This window comes from Shimia abyssi (assembly GCF_003014475.1).
GTDB classification, from domain to species: Bacteria; Pseudomonadota; Alphaproteobacteria; order Rhodobacterales; family Rhodobacteraceae; genus Shimia; species Shimia abyssi.
Map to the genome: position 1 here is coordinate 40,661 of NZ_PYGJ01000010.1, position 20,264 is coordinate 60,924.

A 20,264-nucleotide genomic window follows, 5' to 3' on the forward strand; every position below is an offset into this window, starting at 1 on the left:
CGCTTAACGCGTCGTTCGATACATCCGCACCCGCAACTGCGTGACATCACCCTGTGATGTCTCACCCGGCCCCACGATCACATCCACCTGATCCGCCTTGCCCACTGCGATCGGCCCCAGATTAAATTCTTGCGCGGATGTCACCACCTCGTGGATCAGCACATCTCCATTCAGAATCACATCCAAGGTCACCCCATCGGTGCTGCGATCCGCCGGGGATATATCCACCTGCACTATCACGTCTCGTGCCTTCGGGCTCACGTGGCGCACCATGACGTCCAAGGGCGCATCGCCATGCAATCCGGGCAGCACCCAGCCCGGACCAGCCCGCGTCAACCCATCCAGATCGGTGCCCAGATAGGGCGTCCACGGTACTCCGTTCTTTTCCTGCCCACGCCGCAATTGCATTGGCCTTTCCGCACCGCCCTTGCGCACGTGCCAACTGAAATTGCTTCCTCGCTGCGCGGGATCAAACGCAAACTGAAACCGGGTATCTGCCAGCACAGGGCTTTGGCCAAGCTGGACTTCCTCGCCCAACGCACCTTCCGCAGACACCAAAATCACCGGCGTATCTTCGTCCAACGTGATCTTTTCGCCGCCCCATTCCGCACCATTGGGCAAAACAGCCCGAATATTAGGGTCGCGGATTACCACATCCCGATTTGCCCCCCACAGAACCATGGCGTTTTCGCCATAACGACAGCCAAAAACCAGCGGATCGTCAGAGACAGGCGCAACCGATTGCCCGACAAAATACTGCTGTATCAATGCAAATGTCTTGCCCACGTCCGTGGGCTCGAAATCCTCACCAATCAGCGGCGCATACCCGTCACCCCTTGGGTTTAGCGGATACCAAACCGCGCGCGTTACGCCAGACAGCGACATCTGACAATGGCTCTTGATCAGATAAGCTGGCGCCTCCTGCCCCGAGCGCCATCCGAACTCCGTGATCTCCAACGGCACTTCCCGCGCCTCTGGCCGCAACCGCAACAGGTCGATCATCGCGGGCAAATCCTCTGGTGCCACCGAATAGGGATGCACAACCCAGGCATCCACAAACTTGGCCGCGCCCTGTTCAAACAACGCGTCAAACCACGCTAGCGGGATCGATTCTGCCGCCCCGCCAAGAATACGCATCGGCTTTTCCAGTCCGCGCACATGAGTTGAGGTCTCAGCAAGCAGTGCCACATACGCCGCCGCCCGCTCCTCTAATGTGCCATCCCACCCCGGCCCCGACGCAAATCTCTGGCTGTTCATCTCGTTGCCAACCTCAACGGCATCCACCGCTGCAAACCGCTGCGCCGCCGTTGCCGCAAACCGCGCAAACGCCCCCACAGCCTCCGCGCTGTACGGCGTGTTGCCTTCGTCATAGCGTTCATGCGGGTTGTTGACGGTCAAACTCATGCGCGCCCCAAATGCGCCAATCGTGTCAGGGTAAACAACACGTGGCCCCGCAAAGTCATACGCCCCGCCCGCCTGCTCGACCGATTGCCAATAGACGGCATCGCGAAAATCACGCACGCCCAGCGCAATCGCTGCCTGCATCATTCTGTCCGATGTTGCCTGCCCAAAATTAGAAGCCGCCCCCAGACGCGCACCAACCCGGTCTTGGGCCAGCGCTGGTTGGGCACAGATCCCGATCACCAGCGCACTTGCCAGTAACCGTCGCACTTTGCTCAAATACCCCGACATCTCAGTACGCCGCCTGCCCGCGCATGGCCTTGGTCTGTAACGGTACATCAACCATCGCGCGATACCTCAAGACACTGCCCCGCGACAAACCCGCCGACAATCCGGCTAACGTGAAAAAGAACATGCCCGGATTGGGCGTCGTCGCAATCAACAAATCCGAGCAGAAAAACGCAAAACACGCCGCCTTTAGCGATTCCGTAACCGCCACATTCTCCTGATCACGCGGATCAGGCGACAGGCGGAACAATGACAAAAAGAAAATCAGATACAAACCTGTGCCAATCACCCCAATGCTGCCCAAACTCGCCACCAGCCAGTTTGACGCCCGCACACTGCCCAATCCCGCGCCCACCATCCACGTATCTACAAAATTCTGAAACGCCTGATTGTTCCAGCTCATCCGCTCCACACCCGAACTGGTATCCAGCTTGCCAAACAGCGAGCGTTCCAGAAAATCAGACACCGGCGTTAACGTTTCCATCGCCACATACAATGTCCATCCAAACAGCCAGCACAGCATGACAACCGCAATTGCCACCGCCGCCGCGCGTCCGGGCAGGCGGTCGCGCATACGCGTCACCATCATGAAACCGCCATACAGCACCAGATAGATAACCACCGCCACATACGCGCCCGAAGACGTGGATCTCAGCAAGACAAAGATCGACAACGCCAACATCCACGGCGCAATCTTTGATTGCCGGTTCTGCGCCCAGTAATGCAGCCAAAACGCAAACAGCCCCAGCGAAAATGCGCCAAAGACCGACGCCTCTGGAAAGCCTCCGATCATGCGTTTTAGACCCATCATATAATGGTCTTCCAGAATGGCGTAATTGGCGGTGCGGATCGGCTCCATCAGGGCACTGGTCCCGGTTGAGAATGTAAAGACATCCAGCAATCCCAGCACCAGATGCACCACCGATGCAACCACCATCGAGCGCACCACAATGGCGCCATTGGGCCGCGCCCGAAACAAAGTCGCAAAACACAGATAGGCCAGCGCGCTCATCGTCAGCAGGAACAGCTGCGTGATATTCCCACTCGTCGCCCGCAGCGGAATCGCAACAATGCCGCTATCATTCGAGCTGCGCGACAGGCTAAAAATCTCAGTCTGCCCTGCAAACACCCGCGCCGCAAACAGTGCTGAAAGCAGGCAAAACAACCAGAACATCAGCAACCAGAACCCCGGCTGGCCGGGTTTCAACGTGCCCAGCATCCTGTTCGCTCCATAGGGTTGCACCGCGCAGCATGCAAAAACAGCCAAGACCGCGCATTCCTTCAACCCGATAGTCGAACCACCAACCGCGGGCAAATTAAACGCCGCCGCGGCACCAAACGGAACCAACGCAAAAAACACCCACAGGCTTTTGTAGGGGCCTTGGCTGACAATCAAACCGCAGGCGGCCAGGGCCAGGAATGTGCTTGGGACTATCTCCATTGTCATCCAGCATAAGCTACGCGCGCTTGTTTCTGTCAAGACACGCGAACACACGCGGCAAATCTATCTAAACGTCAGCGCTTTCAAGATATGATTCGGCGCAAACCGGGCACGCTCCCCTTGCTACCACGCAACAATCCAACCCTCTGGCCGCGATTGTGCAACAATCAGCGCATTGAACCCGGCGTCATGCGAATCTGGTCCGTTAACCTCGACTTACGGGACATTAGACGTCACAATTTGGGGAAACCGGCGCGGCGGCAAAACAACCGTATGAATATCGCATGGCAATTCCGGTGTTCACAGACCGGTCAGAGCAGCAATTTCAATCCGCCGGAACACAAAATGGAACGTTGGATGAATCGACACGACCCCAGACATGACGCATCCCCCTACGGGATGCCGCGCGGAGAAAGCCTGACCGACCCGGATTCACATGATATCCGGGCGCTGTTTCGCAGCCTCTGGCAAAAACGCTGGCGTTTCCTGCTTGTTATGCTTGGCGTCGGTATTGCGGTCTTCGTCTTGGTCTCCAGCATGGCACCCACCTACACCGCATATGCCAAGGTGGTTCTTGACCCGCGCAAAGCACAGATCGTAACCGGCAACGAGGTTGTTGCGTCCCTTCAGCCCAGCGAAGAAATGGTGAACGGAGAAGTTGCCGTTCTCAGCTCAAATCTGTTGATCACAGACGTGGTCAATCTGCTGTCCGATGACCTCAAGAATAAACTGGACCCGGCCTTACAGCCTAAATCGCTGATGGATCGCGGCAAAGACACGGTCAAATCCGCACTGGGCGCCCTCACCGGATCGTCGCCCGCCCCGACACCTTCCAGCGGTCTGTCCGAGGAAGAACAACGCACCGCCCGCGTGGTCAAGGCCATCCGAAACGGCTTGTCCGTTTATGACGAACCCGATTCCTTTGTGATTGTCGTGAAGTCCGAATTTGGCGACCGTGAATTGGCCCAAGTCATCCCTAACACCGTCATCAATGTCTACCTCGACACTCAGACCGGCGCGCGACGTGACGCCGTCACACAGGCTGCCGACTCGCTCCAGGCGCAAGTCAGCACGCTGGAAGCCGAGGTGGAAGCCGCCGAACTGGCCGTATCTGAATATATCGCCAAGAGTGTTTTGGAAAACGGCGGCACACTGGAAAACACCGTTGAACAGCTCTCCAGCCTTAACACCCAGCTGATCGCAACCCGTTCAGAGCGTGTCGCCGCTCGTGCGCGGTTTACGCAACTGGAAAGCACGATCAACACCCGTGGCCCACGCGCAGCAGCCAATATCGTGGACACTCCCACGATGGAGACTTTGCGCGTTCAGGAACTGTCACTCCTGCAAGAAGACGCTGAATGGGCCCGCAGCTTTGACGAAACCCAAAAACGGCGTGTACGCATCCGCGATGAACTAGAAGCCGTCGGTCAGGCAATGGAGCGCGAGGTCATGGATGTCCTTGAAATCCAGCGCAATGAACTAGAAATTGCCGAGCTGCGCGAAGCAAGCCTGAGTCAAAGCATTGCCAACCTCGAGGCCAAGGTCATTCAGATTTCCGGCAGTATGCTGCAACTCAAACAGTTAGAGCGCGAGGCCGCAGCGTCGCGCCAAAACTATCAGACCCTGTTAACACGCCTGACCGAGATGCGCAGCCAACGCGACCTGCAACAAGCTGACGCAAAACTGATCGAAACCGCCATTCGCCCTGAAATCCCCACGGCGCCCAGACCCAAACTGATGGCGGCCTTTACCGCCATTCTGGCTGGCACCGTGCTGGGCGCGGTTATTCTGTTCAATGAAATGGCCCCCACCACGTTCCGCTCCAGCCACGAGCTGGAACGCGCCACCGATCTGCCAATCCTCTCAGCGCTGCCCAAACTGCGACGATCGGCTGCGCGCAACATTCTGTCAGAGGTCAAGGGCAACCCACTTGGTGCCTATTCCGAAGGTGTCCGACAATTGCGCACATCCCTTGATGTGATGGGACATCGGCAACAAACCGTCATGCTCACATCCGCGCTCCAGAACGAAGGCAAATCAACCACGCTTCTCGCGCTGGCTCAAGTCACCGCCATGGCCAACAAAGACGTCATCGTGCTTGACCTTGACGCGCGCGGACCGTCCATCAAACGGCAACTTGGGATTACGCTCGAAAACGACCTGTCGGACTACATCAACCACAAATGCAATTTGTCTGAGGTAATCTACCGGGCGGACAACCTTGATTTTGACGTGCTTGCCTTTGACGACCTTGATTTGCAGGCGGTCGAGGATCTGTCGACCGACTGGATCGAACCCTTGATCACCGAGCTCAAAGACAAATACGACGCCGTATTGATTGACTCACCCGCATTGTTCCCAGCACTTGACGCATTACTGATTTCGCAGCTTGTCGATGCGCGCATTCTTGTTGTCGCCTGTGAAAGCACCCAACGGTCTGCCGTTATGCGCGGTATCCGCCACTTCAAAAAGGCTCATACGCCAATCGACGGTGCGGTGCTCAGCATGGCCAATAACCGTAACGCCTCGCGCCAATACGAAGTCGGTAGCTATGAATACTCATAGCTATCCCCATATCCAAACCACAAACGCCAGCGATTTGCGGGTGGCCATTGTCCATTATTGGCTGGTTGGAATGCGTGGCGGTGAAAAGGTTCTGGAAACCTTATGCCGCATGTTCCCACAAGCGGTCATTTTCACCCATGTCTACGCGCCCGACCAGATGAGCGACCTCATCAACAGCCACGAGGTGCGCACCACCAAAATCTCCAACCTGCCCATGGCGCGCAGCATGTACCAAAAATACCTGCCGCTCATGCCAAACGCACTCGCCAAACTCGACCTGACAGATTTTGACCTGATCATTTCCAGCGAGTCCGGCCCAGCCAAAGGCGTTAAAACACGCGCTGACGCGGTGCACCTGTGCTACTGCCATTCCCCCATGCGTTACATTTGGGATCAATACGATGTTTACCGACAGCAGGCCGGTCTGATCACCCGTACCGTGATGCCCGCATTGGTTGGAAAATTGCGCAGCTGGGACCAGCAAAGCGCCAGCGCGCTTGATGGTATCGCCAGCAATTCCAACCATGTTGCCAATCGGGTCAAAACCTATTGGGACTGTCCGTCACACGTCGTCCACCCCCCCGTCGCGGTCGAGGACTTTTCGCCCGTACCCGCCTCGGAACTGGGCGAATTTTACCTTTGGGCGGGTGAGCTCGCCCCCTATAAACGCCCAGATCTCGCGGTGGAGGCATTCAATCGCCTTAAGAAACCGCTGATCGTCATTGGCGGTCCACCCAAAACCGAACGCACCCTTTCGCGGCTCGCAAATCCGGAATATGTCCATTTTCTCGGACGTGTCAGCTTTGACAAAATGAAGGCATACATGGCCCATTGCCGCGCGCTGATCTTCCCCGGAGAAGAAGATTTCGGCATTGTTCCGGTCGAGGTCATGGCTTCGGGTCGTCCCGTCATTGCCTATGGAAAAGGTGGTGCATTGGACACCGTTGTTGACGGCAAAACGGGTCTTTTATTTCAGGATCAAACCGTCGAAGGGTTGATACAAGCCGTTACGGATTTTGAGGCACAGGGCCTCGACAAACTGCCAGCACATTCCATCGTCAAACACGCCCAGAAATTCTCTGAAAAGGTTTTTGTCGAACGTTTCCTTGCCTTCGCACGCGACCATGGCCTCGATATCGCTCTTACCGAAGAGTGACCCACCTAAGGGTGTCTAACATCCACCACAAACCACCCATCCGCAAAATCCGCATGATGACAGCCGATCACACCGGGGATCTGCTCTGGCGTCACGTGTCTTAGTCGCCGTTCGGAATATGCCTCCAGCGTCAATTCAGTGATCTCCATCACGTTCAACCCATAGCCGTAAACACCTCCGGTATTGTCCTGTGACATCCGAACCAACCGGCCATCGCCCACGTGCACCCGCCCGGCATTGCGCGCCGTGGCGCTGTCAATCACCACAGGGTTCATCGGATGCGGCTCCACGGATTTCAAGGCGGGGCCATCCACCCGAAACACATGCAGATCGCTGCAAAAATCCCCAAAGCTGTCGCTGCTCAGATTGGCAAACATCCACGTTTCTCCACCGTGTTTTGCCAACACCACATCTGACGCGGCTTGCCCCTCCAACGCTGTAGTGTGCAGTTCCCACCCCAAAGGGAAATCCGTTGCGCGCCACACTTCAACCCGTTTGGCCGCGCAGGTTTCGGGGATCATGTACACTTCGCCATCTTGCTCAAAGACAAACGGAAACGACAAATGTATGTCGCGCCGCATCACCTCGCCCAACGGGTGCCAACCGGCCTCATCCACACGCGCCACCGAAAGATGCCCCAACCCTCGGGAATAGTCATATTCCTCGTAAAAACAGTATGTCGCGCCCTGCCACTGAAACAAAAACGGATCCGCTGCAAATGTTCCCCGCTCTGGGGTCACTTCAATCGCGCTCGCCGGATCAAAGTCGTCCAACCCGCCACGCCCATAGCGCAGGCGAAACTGCCGTGGCGCGCGCCCCATCCGCGATCTGACCTTGCGAACAACACGCCCCGCTGCTTCCCCAGCAACAGCACCCAAATATCCCGCAACTGACACAGACGCGTGCCCCGGCACCATCTCAAATCGTGGCCCTTGGCCATCCACATCGCACCGCGCTAACTCGCGCAGGACCAATTGCACCGATTTCTCGCGCAAATAGGCTTTTGTCATCGACACAAGCGGTTTGGTGTCATAGCTGCCCGCCGCCAGAAAGGAATCCTCACCGTCCCGCCCCACCCGCGACAGCATCACCTTAACAAACGGCGCCCCCCGAGACATCTCTGCCCATCCGGCATCCGCCGCATAAGACGATAGTCGCCACATCCCAAACCGCGCCTGGGTGGCAATATCAAACGCAACTTGAGACATTGAAAAATCGATCACCACATCGGGCTGTCCCGGCACCACGTCGCTGACAGGAGCCTCAACCGGTTTAGACAAAGGCCGCAATCGCGTCTCAAGCCGCTCTATGACCGCCATGGCGCCACCGGGTCGGGCCATGTCTTCGTCCGCAACACGCTGAAACAAAACAAGCTCGTAGCGCGCGTCTCGTTTCAACGCAGAAACAAGACGCACCACGCCTGCATCACCGGCCAACGCGCTCGGGCAAACAATTCCAACTTTCAGGATACGCTCGCCCTCGCTCGCCTTGCGTCAAATCGACTTCAGAAACTCGATGATCGCCGCGCGCTCCTCATCCGTGAACGCGGGCCCAATCACACCCGTCTTGTCGCCGTTTTTCTGCACTCCAAATCCATGCCCTGAATTTAGGTTTCCCGGCAACGATGTGTCCAGAATAAACAGCCCATCCTGATAAGGTGGATAGCTGTCAGCCCCCAAATCGGGCTGTTTCACACCCACTTTTATCGGATCAATCTCGAGGCTGCCCAATTGCACGAATGCAGGACGTTCATCAACCGGGCGCAACAGATCGTCCAATGTCGGGACCGAGCCGTTATGCAAGAACGGCGCAGTTGCCCAAACGCCGTTCAGCGGGCGCGCCTTATATCCGGCATCCGCCTGCAAACAGTTTGGCCGGTTACCTTGATATGGCGCGCGGTCGGCTTCGGCAATGCCATTGGCCTCGAACCACGCATTGTTGGTGTTCTGCACCAGCGCCGCCAGCGCCTTGGCAAAATTCAGCATCGGTCCGTCATTCACCCGAACCTGCTCCAATGCGCCGTTGCCTTGGTTCAAACAGATCGTCGCCGCCAGCCCAATAGCCTCGGTCCCTGTCTCAATATTACCGGCGGTGTCGATTGTGCGATCCCGCAAAATTCCCGCCTGTGCCGGATCGGTGCCCACCACACGCAAGGGGATTACGTTGACACTGATATAGGGCAGTTCCGTTTCCAACTGCTGCGCACCGGACGTGTACTGGATTTTTTTGAACACCCGATCCGACCAGAACGCTTCGCTATCCGGTGCGGGTAAATGGCACCCGGAACAGTGTTTTGCATACAGCGCGGCACCCTTGGTGCGCAATTCTCCGTCAATCGCGCCCAACGCATCTGGCCATTTTGGCGACAACAGCCCGCCAAAAGCCTTGGCCTCCATCGGATGTGTTTTGCCTGCCAGCGTATCTTCGATCCAATCCAGGTTTCTGACCGGCACAGCAGATGAAAACCGCTGTTCGTCCTTGGGCGCGGTTGTGTTGACATGCGTATGCACACCCAATGCCTCGCCAGAGTTGCGCATCAGCGGCTGCATGATCGACCCGTCATACTGCACCCAGTTAAACCAAGACGATGTCCAGATATGCGGGAAATTCACCGGCGCCGAAATCGGCACGTAATTCTGTGGCCGGTCAATATTTTCTGCAAAAACCTGATTGCCAATCCGGTTCAGCGCGTCCAACCGTCCATGCCCCTCAAGCACGTTGAACCGATCCGGATAGGACGCGCCCAGTGCCCCTTTCAGATCGACCGCCAATTGCTGTTTCGCCGCCGCCCCATAGCGATCACCCAGAATGGTCCGGGCAAACCGCTCAAATCGCCGGTTGGGTGTCGGCAAAGCCGAAGCCAACGCCGTCTGCCCCAACGCCGCCCCCAACGTATTGGTCAGCGCATCCAAATCCACGGTCGACGGCCCGCCGTCCACGACATATCGCTTGCCCTCATAGCTGAACTGCCCCGTATGACAGGCCGCACAGGTCAACCCAAGAGATGTTGCCTTGCCCGACACACCCGGCAAATTCTGGAAATCCGACGTCGCAAACCCAATCGGAAGCCCATACGGATTGTCCGGCGAAACCGGCGATGGAATGAACCCGAACCGCGCCAGATACCCGGTTTCGAAAAGCCTTGGCTGTCGGTTGGGCCACAACAAACCGCTCAACGAGGCTTCCGGTACCTCCAGCGCCAGCAACCACTCTACCGGAACCGGAAACGTGCTGGTCCCCTGAGAGGTGTGATGGAACCTGTGCCGCGTGTCAGCACTCCAGTTTTGCCCCATCTCATCAGCCATCTCCAGCGTGGCCACATCTGGCAACTCAGGTGGTGTCAAGCGCTCTCGCAACGTGGCCACCGTGGGCGATTTTAGCCCGATCACGACCAACACGGCCACGCCGATCACAACAATCAGCCAAAACTTCCACGAACCTAGAAATGAAAAGAACCGTCGCAACATATTGTTCCTAAACAGTTAAAATAAACACCTGTGCGAAAGCACCAATGGGATGGAACCAAGCATAATTCACCCTATGCTTGTGTGTCACTCATTTCTTCTCGCATAGTGTTAATGCGAGGAGACAAATCATGTTTATTGGTCACTATGGAATTGCTCTAGGAACACACGCTTTGATCCCCGCAGCGCCCCTGCCTGCAGTGTTCCTTGCCACCCAGTCAATCGACATCGTTTGGTCTTCACTGGTACTGGCGGGCGTGGAAAAGGTAGAGATCCGCCCCGGTGCCACTGCGACCACGCCGCTAAATCTCTACTACATGCCCTATTCGCACAGCCTGCTTGGCGCTTGTGTTATCAGCCTCGCCTGCGCGGGATTGGCGCTTGGGGCTGGTTTGACAGGGGCGGTCGCCCTTGTCATTTTCGCTGTCGCTCTGTCGCACTGGTTTCTGGACCTGATCGTACATGTTCACACACTCAGCATTTTGCCGCACGGTCGCAAAGTCGGCTTTGGCCTTTGGCAAAACCGGCCCGCATCAATCATTCTGGAATTTGCCCTTATCCTTGGCGGAATGGCGCTCTATTGGTCGGCTTTCGCCCCGCTCAAGGGCGCGTCAGGATGGCTGTTCCTTGCGGTCTGCGCCTTTGCGCTCTTTGCTCAGGCCATGTCGTTCTTTGGAAAACCGCCCAAAAACAAAACCGCGCTGTGCCTGACGATCCTGGGGGTGTTCACGGCTCTCACGCTGGCCTCATTCTGGATGAACCAGACCTGACCGGGCGCTTACGCCCCCAGTTCATCCAACGACTGGCGCACCTCTTGCGCGGCAAGGTCATATCCGTCCGCGTCAAAGAACTCTCGCGCCAATTCCAAATGGTCACGCGCCACCTCTGCACGGCGACCAGACTTGGCCAATAGCCCCAAACCGTGATGTGCCCGCGCGACCAGCGGGCCGGTTCTGGCATTTGTATCCTTCAGGTATTTCTCAAACAGCGCCTTGGCTCGCCCGCGCGCAGATAAACGCATCTGCGCAAATGCCAGCAAATCCTTTGCCCCCAATTTCGGCTTTGGTCCCGTCGACCGCCTCAACCCCATCAGCGCCAACAGGATTTCAGCCTGATAAAGCAACATGATACGCTGCAATTCATTGGTTCCCAAAACGCGCACATCCTCGGTCATGTCGCGCATCTCTTGCCGGCCCCGCGCGATCTTTCCAGACTTGAAACACGCCATCATGCGCCCAATCCACGTGGTATGGTGCAGCGTAAAATCCTCGATATCGCGCGATGTTTGCATAATCGGCGTAAACGCCTCAGGGTCCGGAAATTCGCCCTCTTCCAACAGACCGATGGCAACATCAAATAACCCTGCAACACGCCAATCCGCCGTTCCGGGGACGGCATGTTCAAACACCGTTTGCGTCGCTTCGCGCAGCTTCACCGGATCGCGCTTGGTAAAACAATGCACCGCCTTGGCCCAATTCGCATAGGCCATGGCGCGCGAATCCCGGTTTTCAAGCCCATAGGCCTCCAGTTCATCGATCAACTTTTCGGCTTTGCGTGTCTGACCGTTGCCACGGAAACACGCCTGCATGTTGTAGATACACGCCTGTATCATATGCCCGTCCTGCAACCGTTCCGCGACCGGGCGAACCTCCTTGTAAATCGCGTAAAGCTCGTCAATCGTGGCCGCTTCGGTATCACCATAGATCCTCAGTTTGGCGGCTTTGACCCAGGCTTTCGACGCCTCGTCGCCGATGGCTTCACTATCGCGCGTCGCTTGTTCGATCAGGTCCAACGCCAGCGGATAGTTCCCGCCATGGCATCGCGACAACGCCTGCAATGTCAGGCAAATCACGTAATTTCGCGACGGCCCAATCGCCTCCAACCGCCCACCACGTTGTTCCACCACTTCGTTCACACGGCGGAAATTCCCAAAGATGTCCAATGCCCGGCAATGCAGCAATAGCATCTCGCCATAGTCGCGATCCCCGACAATGTCTGGGTCGGCCTCGATCAATTCAAAGGCGCGTTCCAGTTGGACATCGGCAATATCAACCGCGTAAACCGACATCGATTCCGACGCAGCCTGCCAAAAATATTGCACCGCTTTATCGGGGTCTTCTCCATTGGAGAAATGAAATGCCAACTCCGCCGCAGTCGACCCATCCACCGTTTCCAACGCCGCACCAACCTGCAAATGCAACCGCGTCCGCTCGGCTTTCAGGATCGACTCGTAGATCGTTTCCCCAACCAGCGCGTGCGAAAACCGCAAGGCCCTACGCCCGCCCCGCGGATCAATCTCTGCAATCCCGAGGTTTGTGACCTCATCAACGGCCGCCAGCACGGCGTCATTGTCTCCGGTACATTTTTCCAGAAAACCAACGCTGAAACGCCGCCCCTTGGTCGCCGCAAATTTAAGACAGCTTTGCGCGTCTGATGACAGCCCGTCAAACCCGCTCAGAATGATATGCTGCAAATTGCCCGCCTCGCGCAGCGTTCCATCCTTGGCTTCAAACGTGACTTTGCCGTTCTCAATCTGGATTTGCCCGTCCTGCTTCAGGAATTGCACCACTTCCTCGGCAAACAATGGCAGACCGTCGCTGGTCTGTGTCACGAATTTTAACAGGTTATCGGGGATTTCAGCGGCGCCCAGAACCGACCGTATGATGCTCGCTAATCCTTCGGTGCTCAGCGGGCTTAACTGTAAATGCCGAACTGTTCCGGAAAGAATACCTTCCATGCGTTTATCAGGGCGGCGGGTCACTGCGATCCGCAAATCGCCGCTGGCAACCATTTCCGACAACAGATCAGCACTTGTCGAATCCATCCAGTGTGCATCTTCAATCAGGATCGCAATATCCGACTGACGCGACAGTACCCGCAACGCACGCGTCAGCTCGGCACGTATTTCAATCGCATTCTCGCGCTCCGCTCTGGCACTGCCCCCCGCCGTCCCGGCCAACAAATCGACAAAGGCATGTGCCTCAACAACCTGTGGCCCAAAGGCACTGGCCATTTGCGCCGTCAACACAGAAACTGGCTGGTCCGGTGCCCAGTTCAAATAGGAACGCAGCAACCCAACCAATGGATAGAACGACGCGCTGCGCCGCCCAATCTCGCAATTCCCCTTCAACAGCCGGATCTTTTGCCCCAAACGGCTGCCCAGCTCGTAAAACAGCCGGGATTTTCCAATCCCGGCCTGTCCGACAATCTCGATAACGGGTGCTTCGCTCTGATCCTGCCCGGCCCACTTTGTCAGGATGTCCAGTTCCGCATCGCGCCCCGCAAAATCCTTTGCCCCGCGCCGTAATCGCATCTGGAACGCGCTGCGTTCCTGCAATACCGATTTCAATCGGAAAACCGGCTCTGGCTCAGAAAATCCCTTGAGGGTCTTGTCGCCAAGCGCTTCTAACTCAACATGATTTTCCACCTGATCGCGGATGCGCGTCGAAATTAGCACTTCGCCCGCCTGCGCCATACCCTCTAACCGCGAGGCCCGGTTTACCGCACTGCCCAGCACGTTCAGGCTCATCTTGGAACTGATCGACAAATCCCCAACAGTGACAACACCGCCGCCCAGCCCAATCCGCATCTGCGGCGCGTGACCATAAAGCTTTTCAAACTGCTCCGCGTTCTCGCTCAGAAAACTCTGGATCTCCAGGGCCGTTTCACAGGCATTCAACGACGCATTCTCAACCGCGACCGGCGCGCCAAAGATCGCCAACAGGCTGTCGCCGCCGAATTCCACGGTGTGCCCGTGGCGTTTCTCAACGATTGACCACGCCCCGCGCATCAGGTCACGCATCAACCCGTAAAAATTGTCAGCACCCAGCGTTTCAGACAATTCCGTCGACCCAACCACATCCGCAAACAGGATCGCCGCCCAACGTCTCTGGCCGGAAATCTCTTCTTGCTGGGTCAAGTTTGTCATTTTTAGTCACCCATTTCATAGGCGCTCGGCGCATTGGCTACGCATCGTTTCACAACCGTGCAACACCAACTTCCCTTACGTTAATCGAGGATAGTGCGTTTACCAAAAGGCGCAAATCATTTGTCAATTTCGCGTCCAACGGACCGAAAAATCGAAAAATATTAGGTCAAAATTCCACCCTGCGCTACCATGACGGGAACATTTACCCCGTGACATTCTTCTATAGCGACATCACCTTTTGAAAGGTAAGCCATTGGAACAGACTCATAACACCCTGAAATACGTTTGCCTTTCCGATTTTCACTCCGGCGCATTATCCAGCGTCTTCACGGCCTTAGACAAAAACTGTGCGTTTGATCCCGATACTGTCAGCCCGACGACCGAGACACTGGGCGCAGCCCTTGGCGCAACCCTCAAATCCCTTAACGGAAAAGACGCTCCGCCTGATCTGATCATGATGGGCGATTCGTTCGATATGTCCTTTTCGCCACCCGATCGCGCCAGCCATGTTCTCGGGACGGTTCTCAAATCGCTCTACGCTACACCCGGCGCTCTATCGCAGAAAATGCTGTTCCTGCCGGGCAATCATGATCACGCGCTCTGGACAGCCGAACGGTATGATGGACGTGCCGAAGATGGCGTTGTACCGGGCTTTCGTCACGTCACGGCCGCGTTCCAGCCGACCAACGAATGCCCCGCCTCACGCATACTCGAACATCTCGCATCCACGCTTGGCCTCGACCTCAAGGTGCCCACCTATTACCCTAATATGGGCCTCACCAATGCGGCTGGCGACCGCGCCATTGTGCTGCATCACGGCCACTTCACCGAAAGCACTTATCGCGCCATGAATCTTGTCGCCTCCGTGATGAGCGGACGTACCGACATCGGTGAGGACGTGGAAACGCTTGAGGCGCTAAATGGCAACTGGATCGATTTTGGCTGGTCCACCATCGGCTCTGGTGGTCTTCTGGGCAAGGACGTCACCGAGGCCTATCACAGCCTGCTCACAGGCGCAGAAACCGCCAAATTTCAACAACGTATCGCGGACCATCTGGCCCACATCGTGGCCACAAAATTTGACCTCCCCCCGACAAAAATGATCGAAGAGGGCCTCGCGATTGCCGCCCGTGGGATCGTCGAAAGCCTCGTTGGTAATTTCAGCCAACTGGAACGCTACGCCTACACCGCGCCCCTCTCTGCCGGGTCGGTCGATACGCTGAAATCCTATCTCTCCAAAGCGGTCTTGCCGCAAATGCACAAGGAACTCGGTGCAACTCTGCCCGACCGCACCACGTTCATCTTTGGCCACACCCACAAGCCCTTCGAAGACCAGATCATCACGGACGGATTTTCCGGCCCTGTCGGCCTTTATAACACCGGCGGCTGGGTGCTGGACACAGCGCTGCTCTCAACAGTCGAGGGCGGCTCGGCGGTGTTTATCGACGATGATCTCAACACCGCCGCCCTGCGCCTCTACGGAATGCCGGTCAACGGCCAACCCACCAGCGTGCGTGTCACCACTGCCGATATTGACCGCGACGGAAACAACCCGCTGGTTCAGCGCCTGCAACACGCCGTCGACCAGAACGCGGATCTCTGGACCGCCTTTTCCAACGCTGTCGCAGGGGATTTGGAACTGCGCCAAACCATGATCCTTCGAATGACCGAAGAATCCGACAGCCGCGCCAACAAATTGGGAGGGCTGGTGTGATGACCAAACCCGAAAAGAACCTCACCGCAAACCTCACCACATCCTTCCACATGGACCCGATTTCGATCACGCCCTCCGCTCTGACCGAGACAACATTCGACGCCATTGTCGTTGGCAGCGGTTACGGCGGCGGCGTCGCGGCCTCTCGCCTCTCGCGCGCTGGTCTAAAGGTCTGTGTGCTCGAACGAGGCCGCGAAATCCTACCCGGTGACTACCCGAATTCCATCACGTCCGCCCTTGCCGAAACCCAGCTGACCGCCTCTCAAGTCGGTCGGCTGACACCGGACAAAAACGGCATGATGGACATGCGCATGAACGACGATATCAATGTGATTGTCGGCTGCGGGCTTGGCGGCACATCCCTGATCAACGCCAACGTCGCGTTGGAAACCGACCCGCGCACGTTCAAGGATAAACGCTGGCCCGACTTCTTCCGCCAAGACGGCGCACTTGATCCATTCTACGACATGGCGCGCGACATGCTCGGCTCCAACCCATTGCCGCCGCAATACAACCCGCACAAGCTGCAAGCGCTTGAAACGTCAGCCAATTACATGGATGCAAAGTTCGAGCGCCCACCGATCAATGTCACCTTCACCGACGGCCCAAATGCCGCCGGGGTGATGCAGGCCGCCTGCAACATGTGCGGCGATTGCTGCTCGGGTTGCAACTACGGCGCCAAGAACACAACCCTGATGAACTACCTTCCCGATGCCCACAAACACGGCGCCACCATCGTCTGCGAAGCCCGCGTGCAAACCGTGCTGCAAAAGGGTGACGGCTGGGAGGTTACTATCGAGGACATCACCGATCTCAAGAACCCAAAGACCATTCACCTATCTGCCGACACCGTCGTGTTGGGCGCGGGTACTTTGGGCAGCACCGAAATCCTCATGCGCTCGTCCAAGGCGGGCCTGCCGCTCAGCACCAAAAATCTCGGCGCTGGCTTTTCCGGCAATGGCGACGTGCTGGCCTTTGGTTTTGATGCCAACTGGAAGCACGCCAAAACCGAGAAAGACCGCGCGCCGGTCTACGGCATTGGTGCCGGCGCGAACATCCCCACATGGGACACGCCGCAATACATGCCCGGCCCCTGCATCACCGGTGTGATCAAGGTCGACATGGAACCGGGTAAACCCGGCGAAAAGGGCCTTGTCATCGAAGAGGGTGTCGCCCCCGGCGCGCTCGCCATGGTCTACGGCGCGGCCTTTTTCATGGAAGAGGCCCTTCATGGTGATCTGTTCCGCTTCCCCGACGCCCAAATGCGCCTGATGGACATCAAGGCCATCGGAAACGCCTTTGAAACCGGAGGTGACATTACCGGCATGGCCTATGACGGCCCGATCAGCCGCACACAGACTTTCCTGTTGATGTCGCACGACGCCGCAGATGGCGAAATCCAGTATGATCAAGACCTCGACATGGCCATCGTCTCATGGCCCGGCGTCGGCGCGTCCAAAACATATCTGCACGATAACGACATGATCCGCGACGCCTGTGATGGTATTTGGGCCAACTACCTCGAAAACCCGATCTCGCTCACACCGTTTGGCGAAAAACTCGTCACCGTACACCCGGTTGGCGGGTGCCGCATGGGTGACAGCGGCGAAACCGGTGTGGTCAATGATCACTGCGAGTTGTTCACCGGCACGGGCACCGACACCCACAAGGGGCTTCTGGTCTGTGACGGCTCGGTCATGCCCACCTCGCTTGGCCTGAACCCTCTCTTGACCATTACCGCCGTGTCCGAACGCGCGATGTCGATGCTGATCGAGAAAAACGGCTGGAAAAACACCGAAGCACAGCCCGCCCATCAACCCATGATGCGCAAAATGGACGATCCCATCGACCACGCCTTGCCTAAAACTGACGCCAAATCTGGCCAGCCTGAAATCATAACCAAGGTCATTCATGGTCTCGATGATGTACGCGCAAAACTCAGCCATATCCAAAAACTACGCGAAACCGATCTCTCCGCCGCCACCAAGGCGGCGCGCGAGTTGCTGGACGACCTGATCGACAAATACGGCCCTGATAGCTGGATCAAGAAAAAATACGCCAAGACTCGCGTCTACTGGGGGCTGACCGATGGCGAAATGCGCGATGATCTCGGCCCGGCCATCGACGACATCCTGCATGTGCTCGACAAGGTCAGCGACGAAATGTCGGAAAACGCCGACACTGTTCCATGGACCACGCGCCTCGAAGGGGTCATTGAATACCTCGCCGATGACGTTGGCGATTTCTCTCCCGAAGCCAGCTTTGACGAAACCATGTCAGGCCACGTCGCCCGCCCCACACCAGCGGCAACCGGGGCAATCTCTGACCCCTACGCCGTATCCGCAGCACTTGGCGCCACCCGCGACGACGGCGAGATGACCGGCAATTTCCACATCTACGCCCCCTCGATCGAGGCCGTGCTCAAAGACAAAACCCATCCCGCCGACCTCTCGGGCGAGGTACTCTGCCCGCTCTTGCCCGGTGGCAAAGGCACTATCAAACCCGGCACCGGTACGTTTGAGCTCTTGAAACAGGATGCTTCGCATGTCGAAGAATGGCTGATGGTCTATGTCGGCCAACTGGTGTCCAAGGACGATCCCGACGGCACTGTGCATTATTTCAAAGGTGTCAAAACCCTCAAACGCCGTGCCGGTTCCGATTGGTGGACTGACCTCACCACGCTCTTTGTGGACCTTTACGAGGGCGAGGACGACACCGGCAATCACATCGCCCAAGGTGTGATCCGCCTTGGCATGCAACAGCTTGCTGCTCAGGCGCAGACAATCACGTCGAAACTCAACACCGACGTGCCGGCCGATCTGATCTACCGCCTGTTTATGGACATCGTCTCGCGCGGCAATTTGCACAAGGATTTGGTCGCACCCAAGACCCGCAAACAACTCATGCGCCGCATCCTTCAGGCGATCCTTGCCAAGCTCGACCCAGAGGCCGCGTCCAAGGTCGAAATGGCCATCTCCATGGTCTTTGGCAAACAGGTCGGTGTGCTCTTTGCCATGCTGATTTTCCGCACCTATGGCGGTTTCCTCGCCTACATGAAAAATTTCCCCGCCACAGATCCCGATCCCGGCAACACATTGCCCGTCGACGGAGAGCTTTTGCGCAAGGGCTCTGACATCACGGTGCAAAAGGTGGCGATCACCACCAAAACCGGCGTGCCTCTTGAACTGCTGCGCGCCAAGGGCGGCACCGCCGGGCCCGTGATCCTCGCCCCCGGTTTTGCCACCAAGGCCAGCTCATTTGCCTTGCGCACAGTCGAGACCAACTTTGTTGAAATGCTCTGCGACGCTGGTTTTGACGTCTGGATGTTCGAATATCGCGGCAGCCCTGCCTTGGGCAAAACCTCGATGGAACCTTTCACCATCGACGACGTCGCACACGAAGACTGGCCCGCCGCCGTCGATCACGTGCTTCAGGCGACCGGGGCCGACGACGTGCAAATCGTCGCCCATTGCATGGGGTCCATGACTTGCCTGATGTCCATCCTCTGCGGCGCGGTCGACAAATCCAAAATCCGCTCGATCGTCTCGTCTCAGCTCACCACGCACCCGGTCACAAACTGGTTCAACCAAATGAAGGCCGACACCCGCGTGACCAGCCTGATCCGAAACGGCGTACCAGACAGCCTGCACGGCCTCGTCTCACAGGTTGTGCCCGATCCGGCCATGGCGGACCTTTTCTTTGGCCTCGAAACCATCGACGCCAATTCCTCAGCCGCTTTCCCACCCGACCCGGCCAATCCGGGTCTGCAAAAACAGGATCAGGCAATTGACCTGATGATGTGGAAGGTGCCTTTCCCCAACGAAGACCCGTGCTACAGCCCCACATGCCATCGTATCTATGGCATCTACGGCCCGATTTATCTGCACAGCCAGCTGAACGAGGCCACCCATAACGCGGTCAAGGATATCTTCGGACGCATCTCGACCAAACCGTTCCTGCAAATCGCCCTGATGATGCGCGAAGGACAATCCGTGGCGGCTGATGGGTCTAATATCTACCTCCCAAACCACCAGAACCTTGATATGCCGATCACCTTCATCGCCGGTGCCCTGAACGAAGAGTTCCTGCCCGACACGTCACTGCGCACGCTTGAATGGCTGCGCGAGGCCAACCCGGACAAGGCGCATCTCTATCATCGGCATGTTTTCACGGAATATGGCCACATGGATTGCTTCATTGGCCGCAACGCCAACCGCGATATCTTCCCAATGATCATCGAACGCCTCAAAAACCCGACCCCCTGACCACCGGGCGCGCCGCCCTCGCGAGGAAAGCCCGCACGGGCT

General features: G+C 57.2%; 10 protein-coding genes. 5 read left to right on the top strand and 5 right to left on the bottom strand.

The features are described from left to right. Positions 1 to 3 precede the first annotated feature (3 nt). Together CLV88_RS14715 and CLV88_RS14720 are read right to left on the bottom strand one after the other, a co-directional pair. Positions 4 to 1,692, bottom strand: a complete 1,689-nt coding sequence (locus tag CLV88_RS14715; RefSeq protein WP_106609179.1) for a hypothetical protein — start codon at positions 1,690 to 1,692, stop codon at positions 4 to 6. Between the two features lies 1 nt (position 1,693). After that, the gene (locus CLV88_RS14720) at positions 1,694 to 3,130 is read right to left on the bottom strand and encodes a hypothetical protein (protein ID WP_165798908.1); all 1,437 of its coding nucleotides are present in this window, start codon (positions 3,128 to 3,130) and stop codon (positions 1,694 to 1,696) included. Positions 3,131 to 3,487: 357 nt separating this feature from the next. Here CLV88_RS14720 and CLV88_RS14725 point away from each other — a divergent pair, with 357 nt between their 5' ends. Continuing rightward, positions 3,488 to 5,695: a GumC family protein gene (locus CLV88_RS14725; RefSeq protein WP_165798909.1), complete on the top strand. Its 2,208-nt coding sequence runs from the start codon at positions 3,488 to 3,490 to the stop codon at positions 5,693 to 5,695. Then, positions 5,682 to 6,851 (top strand): glycosyltransferase, encoded by a 1,170-nt coding sequence (locus CLV88_RS14730; RefSeq protein ID WP_106609182.1) that lies wholly within the window; start codon positions 5,682 to 5,684, stop codon positions 6,849 to 6,851. Before CLV88_RS14725 ends, CLV88_RS14730 begins: the two co-directional genes overlap by 14 nt. A gap of 5 nt (positions 6,852 to 6,856) precedes the next feature. Here the strand turns inward: CLV88_RS14730 and CLV88_RS14735 are convergent, their stop codons facing one another. Both CLV88_RS14735 and CLV88_RS14740 read right to left on the bottom strand, forming a co-directional pair. Next, the gene (locus tag CLV88_RS14735; RefSeq protein ID WP_133169971.1) at positions 6,857 to 8,269 is read right to left on the bottom strand and encodes a glucosamine inositolphosphorylceramide transferase family protein; all 1,413 of its coding nucleotides are present in this window, start codon (positions 8,267 to 8,269) and stop codon (positions 6,857 to 6,859) included. Between the two features lie 75 nt (positions 8,270 to 8,344). Further along, the gene (locus CLV88_RS14740) at positions 8,345 to 10,315 is read right to left on the bottom strand and encodes a di-heme-cytochrome C peroxidase (protein ID WP_207797070.1); all 1,971 of its coding nucleotides are present in this window, start codon (positions 10,313 to 10,315) and stop codon (positions 8,345 to 8,347) included. A gap of 131 nt (positions 10,316 to 10,446) precedes the next feature. On the opposite strand from CLV88_RS14740, the gene CLV88_RS14745 reads away from it, so the two are divergent. After that, complete coding sequence (locus CLV88_RS14745; RefSeq protein ID WP_106609185.1) at positions 10,447 to 11,085, top strand: hypothetical protein; 639 nt, start codon at positions 10,447 to 10,449, stop codon at positions 11,083 to 11,085. Positions 11,086 to 11,093: 8 nt separating this feature from the next. Here CLV88_RS14745 and CLV88_RS14750 read toward each other — a convergent pair whose 3' ends face one another. Then, positions 11,094 to 14,243 carry an ATP-binding protein gene (locus tag CLV88_RS14750; protein WP_106609186.1) on the bottom strand — a complete coding sequence of 1,050 codons (3,150 nt, stop codon included), beginning with the start codon at positions 14,241 to 14,243 and terminating at the stop codon, positions 11,094 to 11,096. A 253-nt stretch (positions 14,244 to 14,496) separates the two neighbouring features. Here CLV88_RS14750 and CLV88_RS14755 point away from each other — a divergent pair, with 253 nt between their 5' ends. Both CLV88_RS14755 and CLV88_RS14760 read left to right on the top strand, forming a co-directional pair. Further along, the gene (locus CLV88_RS14755) at positions 14,497 to 15,957 is read left to right on the top strand and encodes a hypothetical protein (protein ID WP_106609187.1); all 1,461 of its coding nucleotides are present in this window, start codon (positions 14,497 to 14,499) and stop codon (positions 15,955 to 15,957) included. Continuing rightward, positions 15,957 to 20,222, top strand: coding sequence for an alpha/beta fold hydrolase (locus tag CLV88_RS14760; RefSeq protein WP_106609188.1), 4,266 nt, complete (start codon positions 15,957 to 15,959; stop codon positions 20,220 to 20,222). The genes CLV88_RS14755 and CLV88_RS14760 overlap by 1 nt, the downstream gene beginning before the upstream one ends. Positions 20,223 to 20,264 lie beyond the last annotated feature (42 nt).

Coding starts and splice junctions, on each gene's coding strand:
- CLV88_RS14715 (WP_106609179.1), bottom strand. CDS start 1,692: ATGTCGGGGTATTTGAGCAAAGTGCGACGGTTACTGGCAAGTGCGCTG.
- CLV88_RS14720 (WP_165798908.1), bottom strand. CDS start 3,130: ATGGAGATAGTCCCAAGCACATTCCTGGCCCTGGCCGCCTGCGGTTTG.
- CLV88_RS14725 (WP_165798909.1), top strand. CDS start 3,488: ATGAATCGACACGACCCCAGACATGACGCATCCCCCTACGGGATGCCG.
- CLV88_RS14730 (WP_106609182.1), top strand. CDS start 5,682: ATGAATACTCATAGCTATCCCCATATCCAAACCACAAACGCCAGCGAT.
- CLV88_RS14745 (WP_106609185.1), top strand. CDS start 10,447: ATGTTTATTGGTCACTATGGAATTGCTCTAGGAACACACGCTTTGATC.
- CLV88_RS14750 (WP_106609186.1), bottom strand. CDS start 14,243: ATGACAAACTTGACCCAGCAAGAAGAGATTTCCGGCCAGAGACGTTGG.
- CLV88_RS14760 (WP_106609188.1), top strand. CDS start 15,957: ATGACCAAACCCGAAAAGAACCTCACCGCAAACCTCACCACATCCTTC.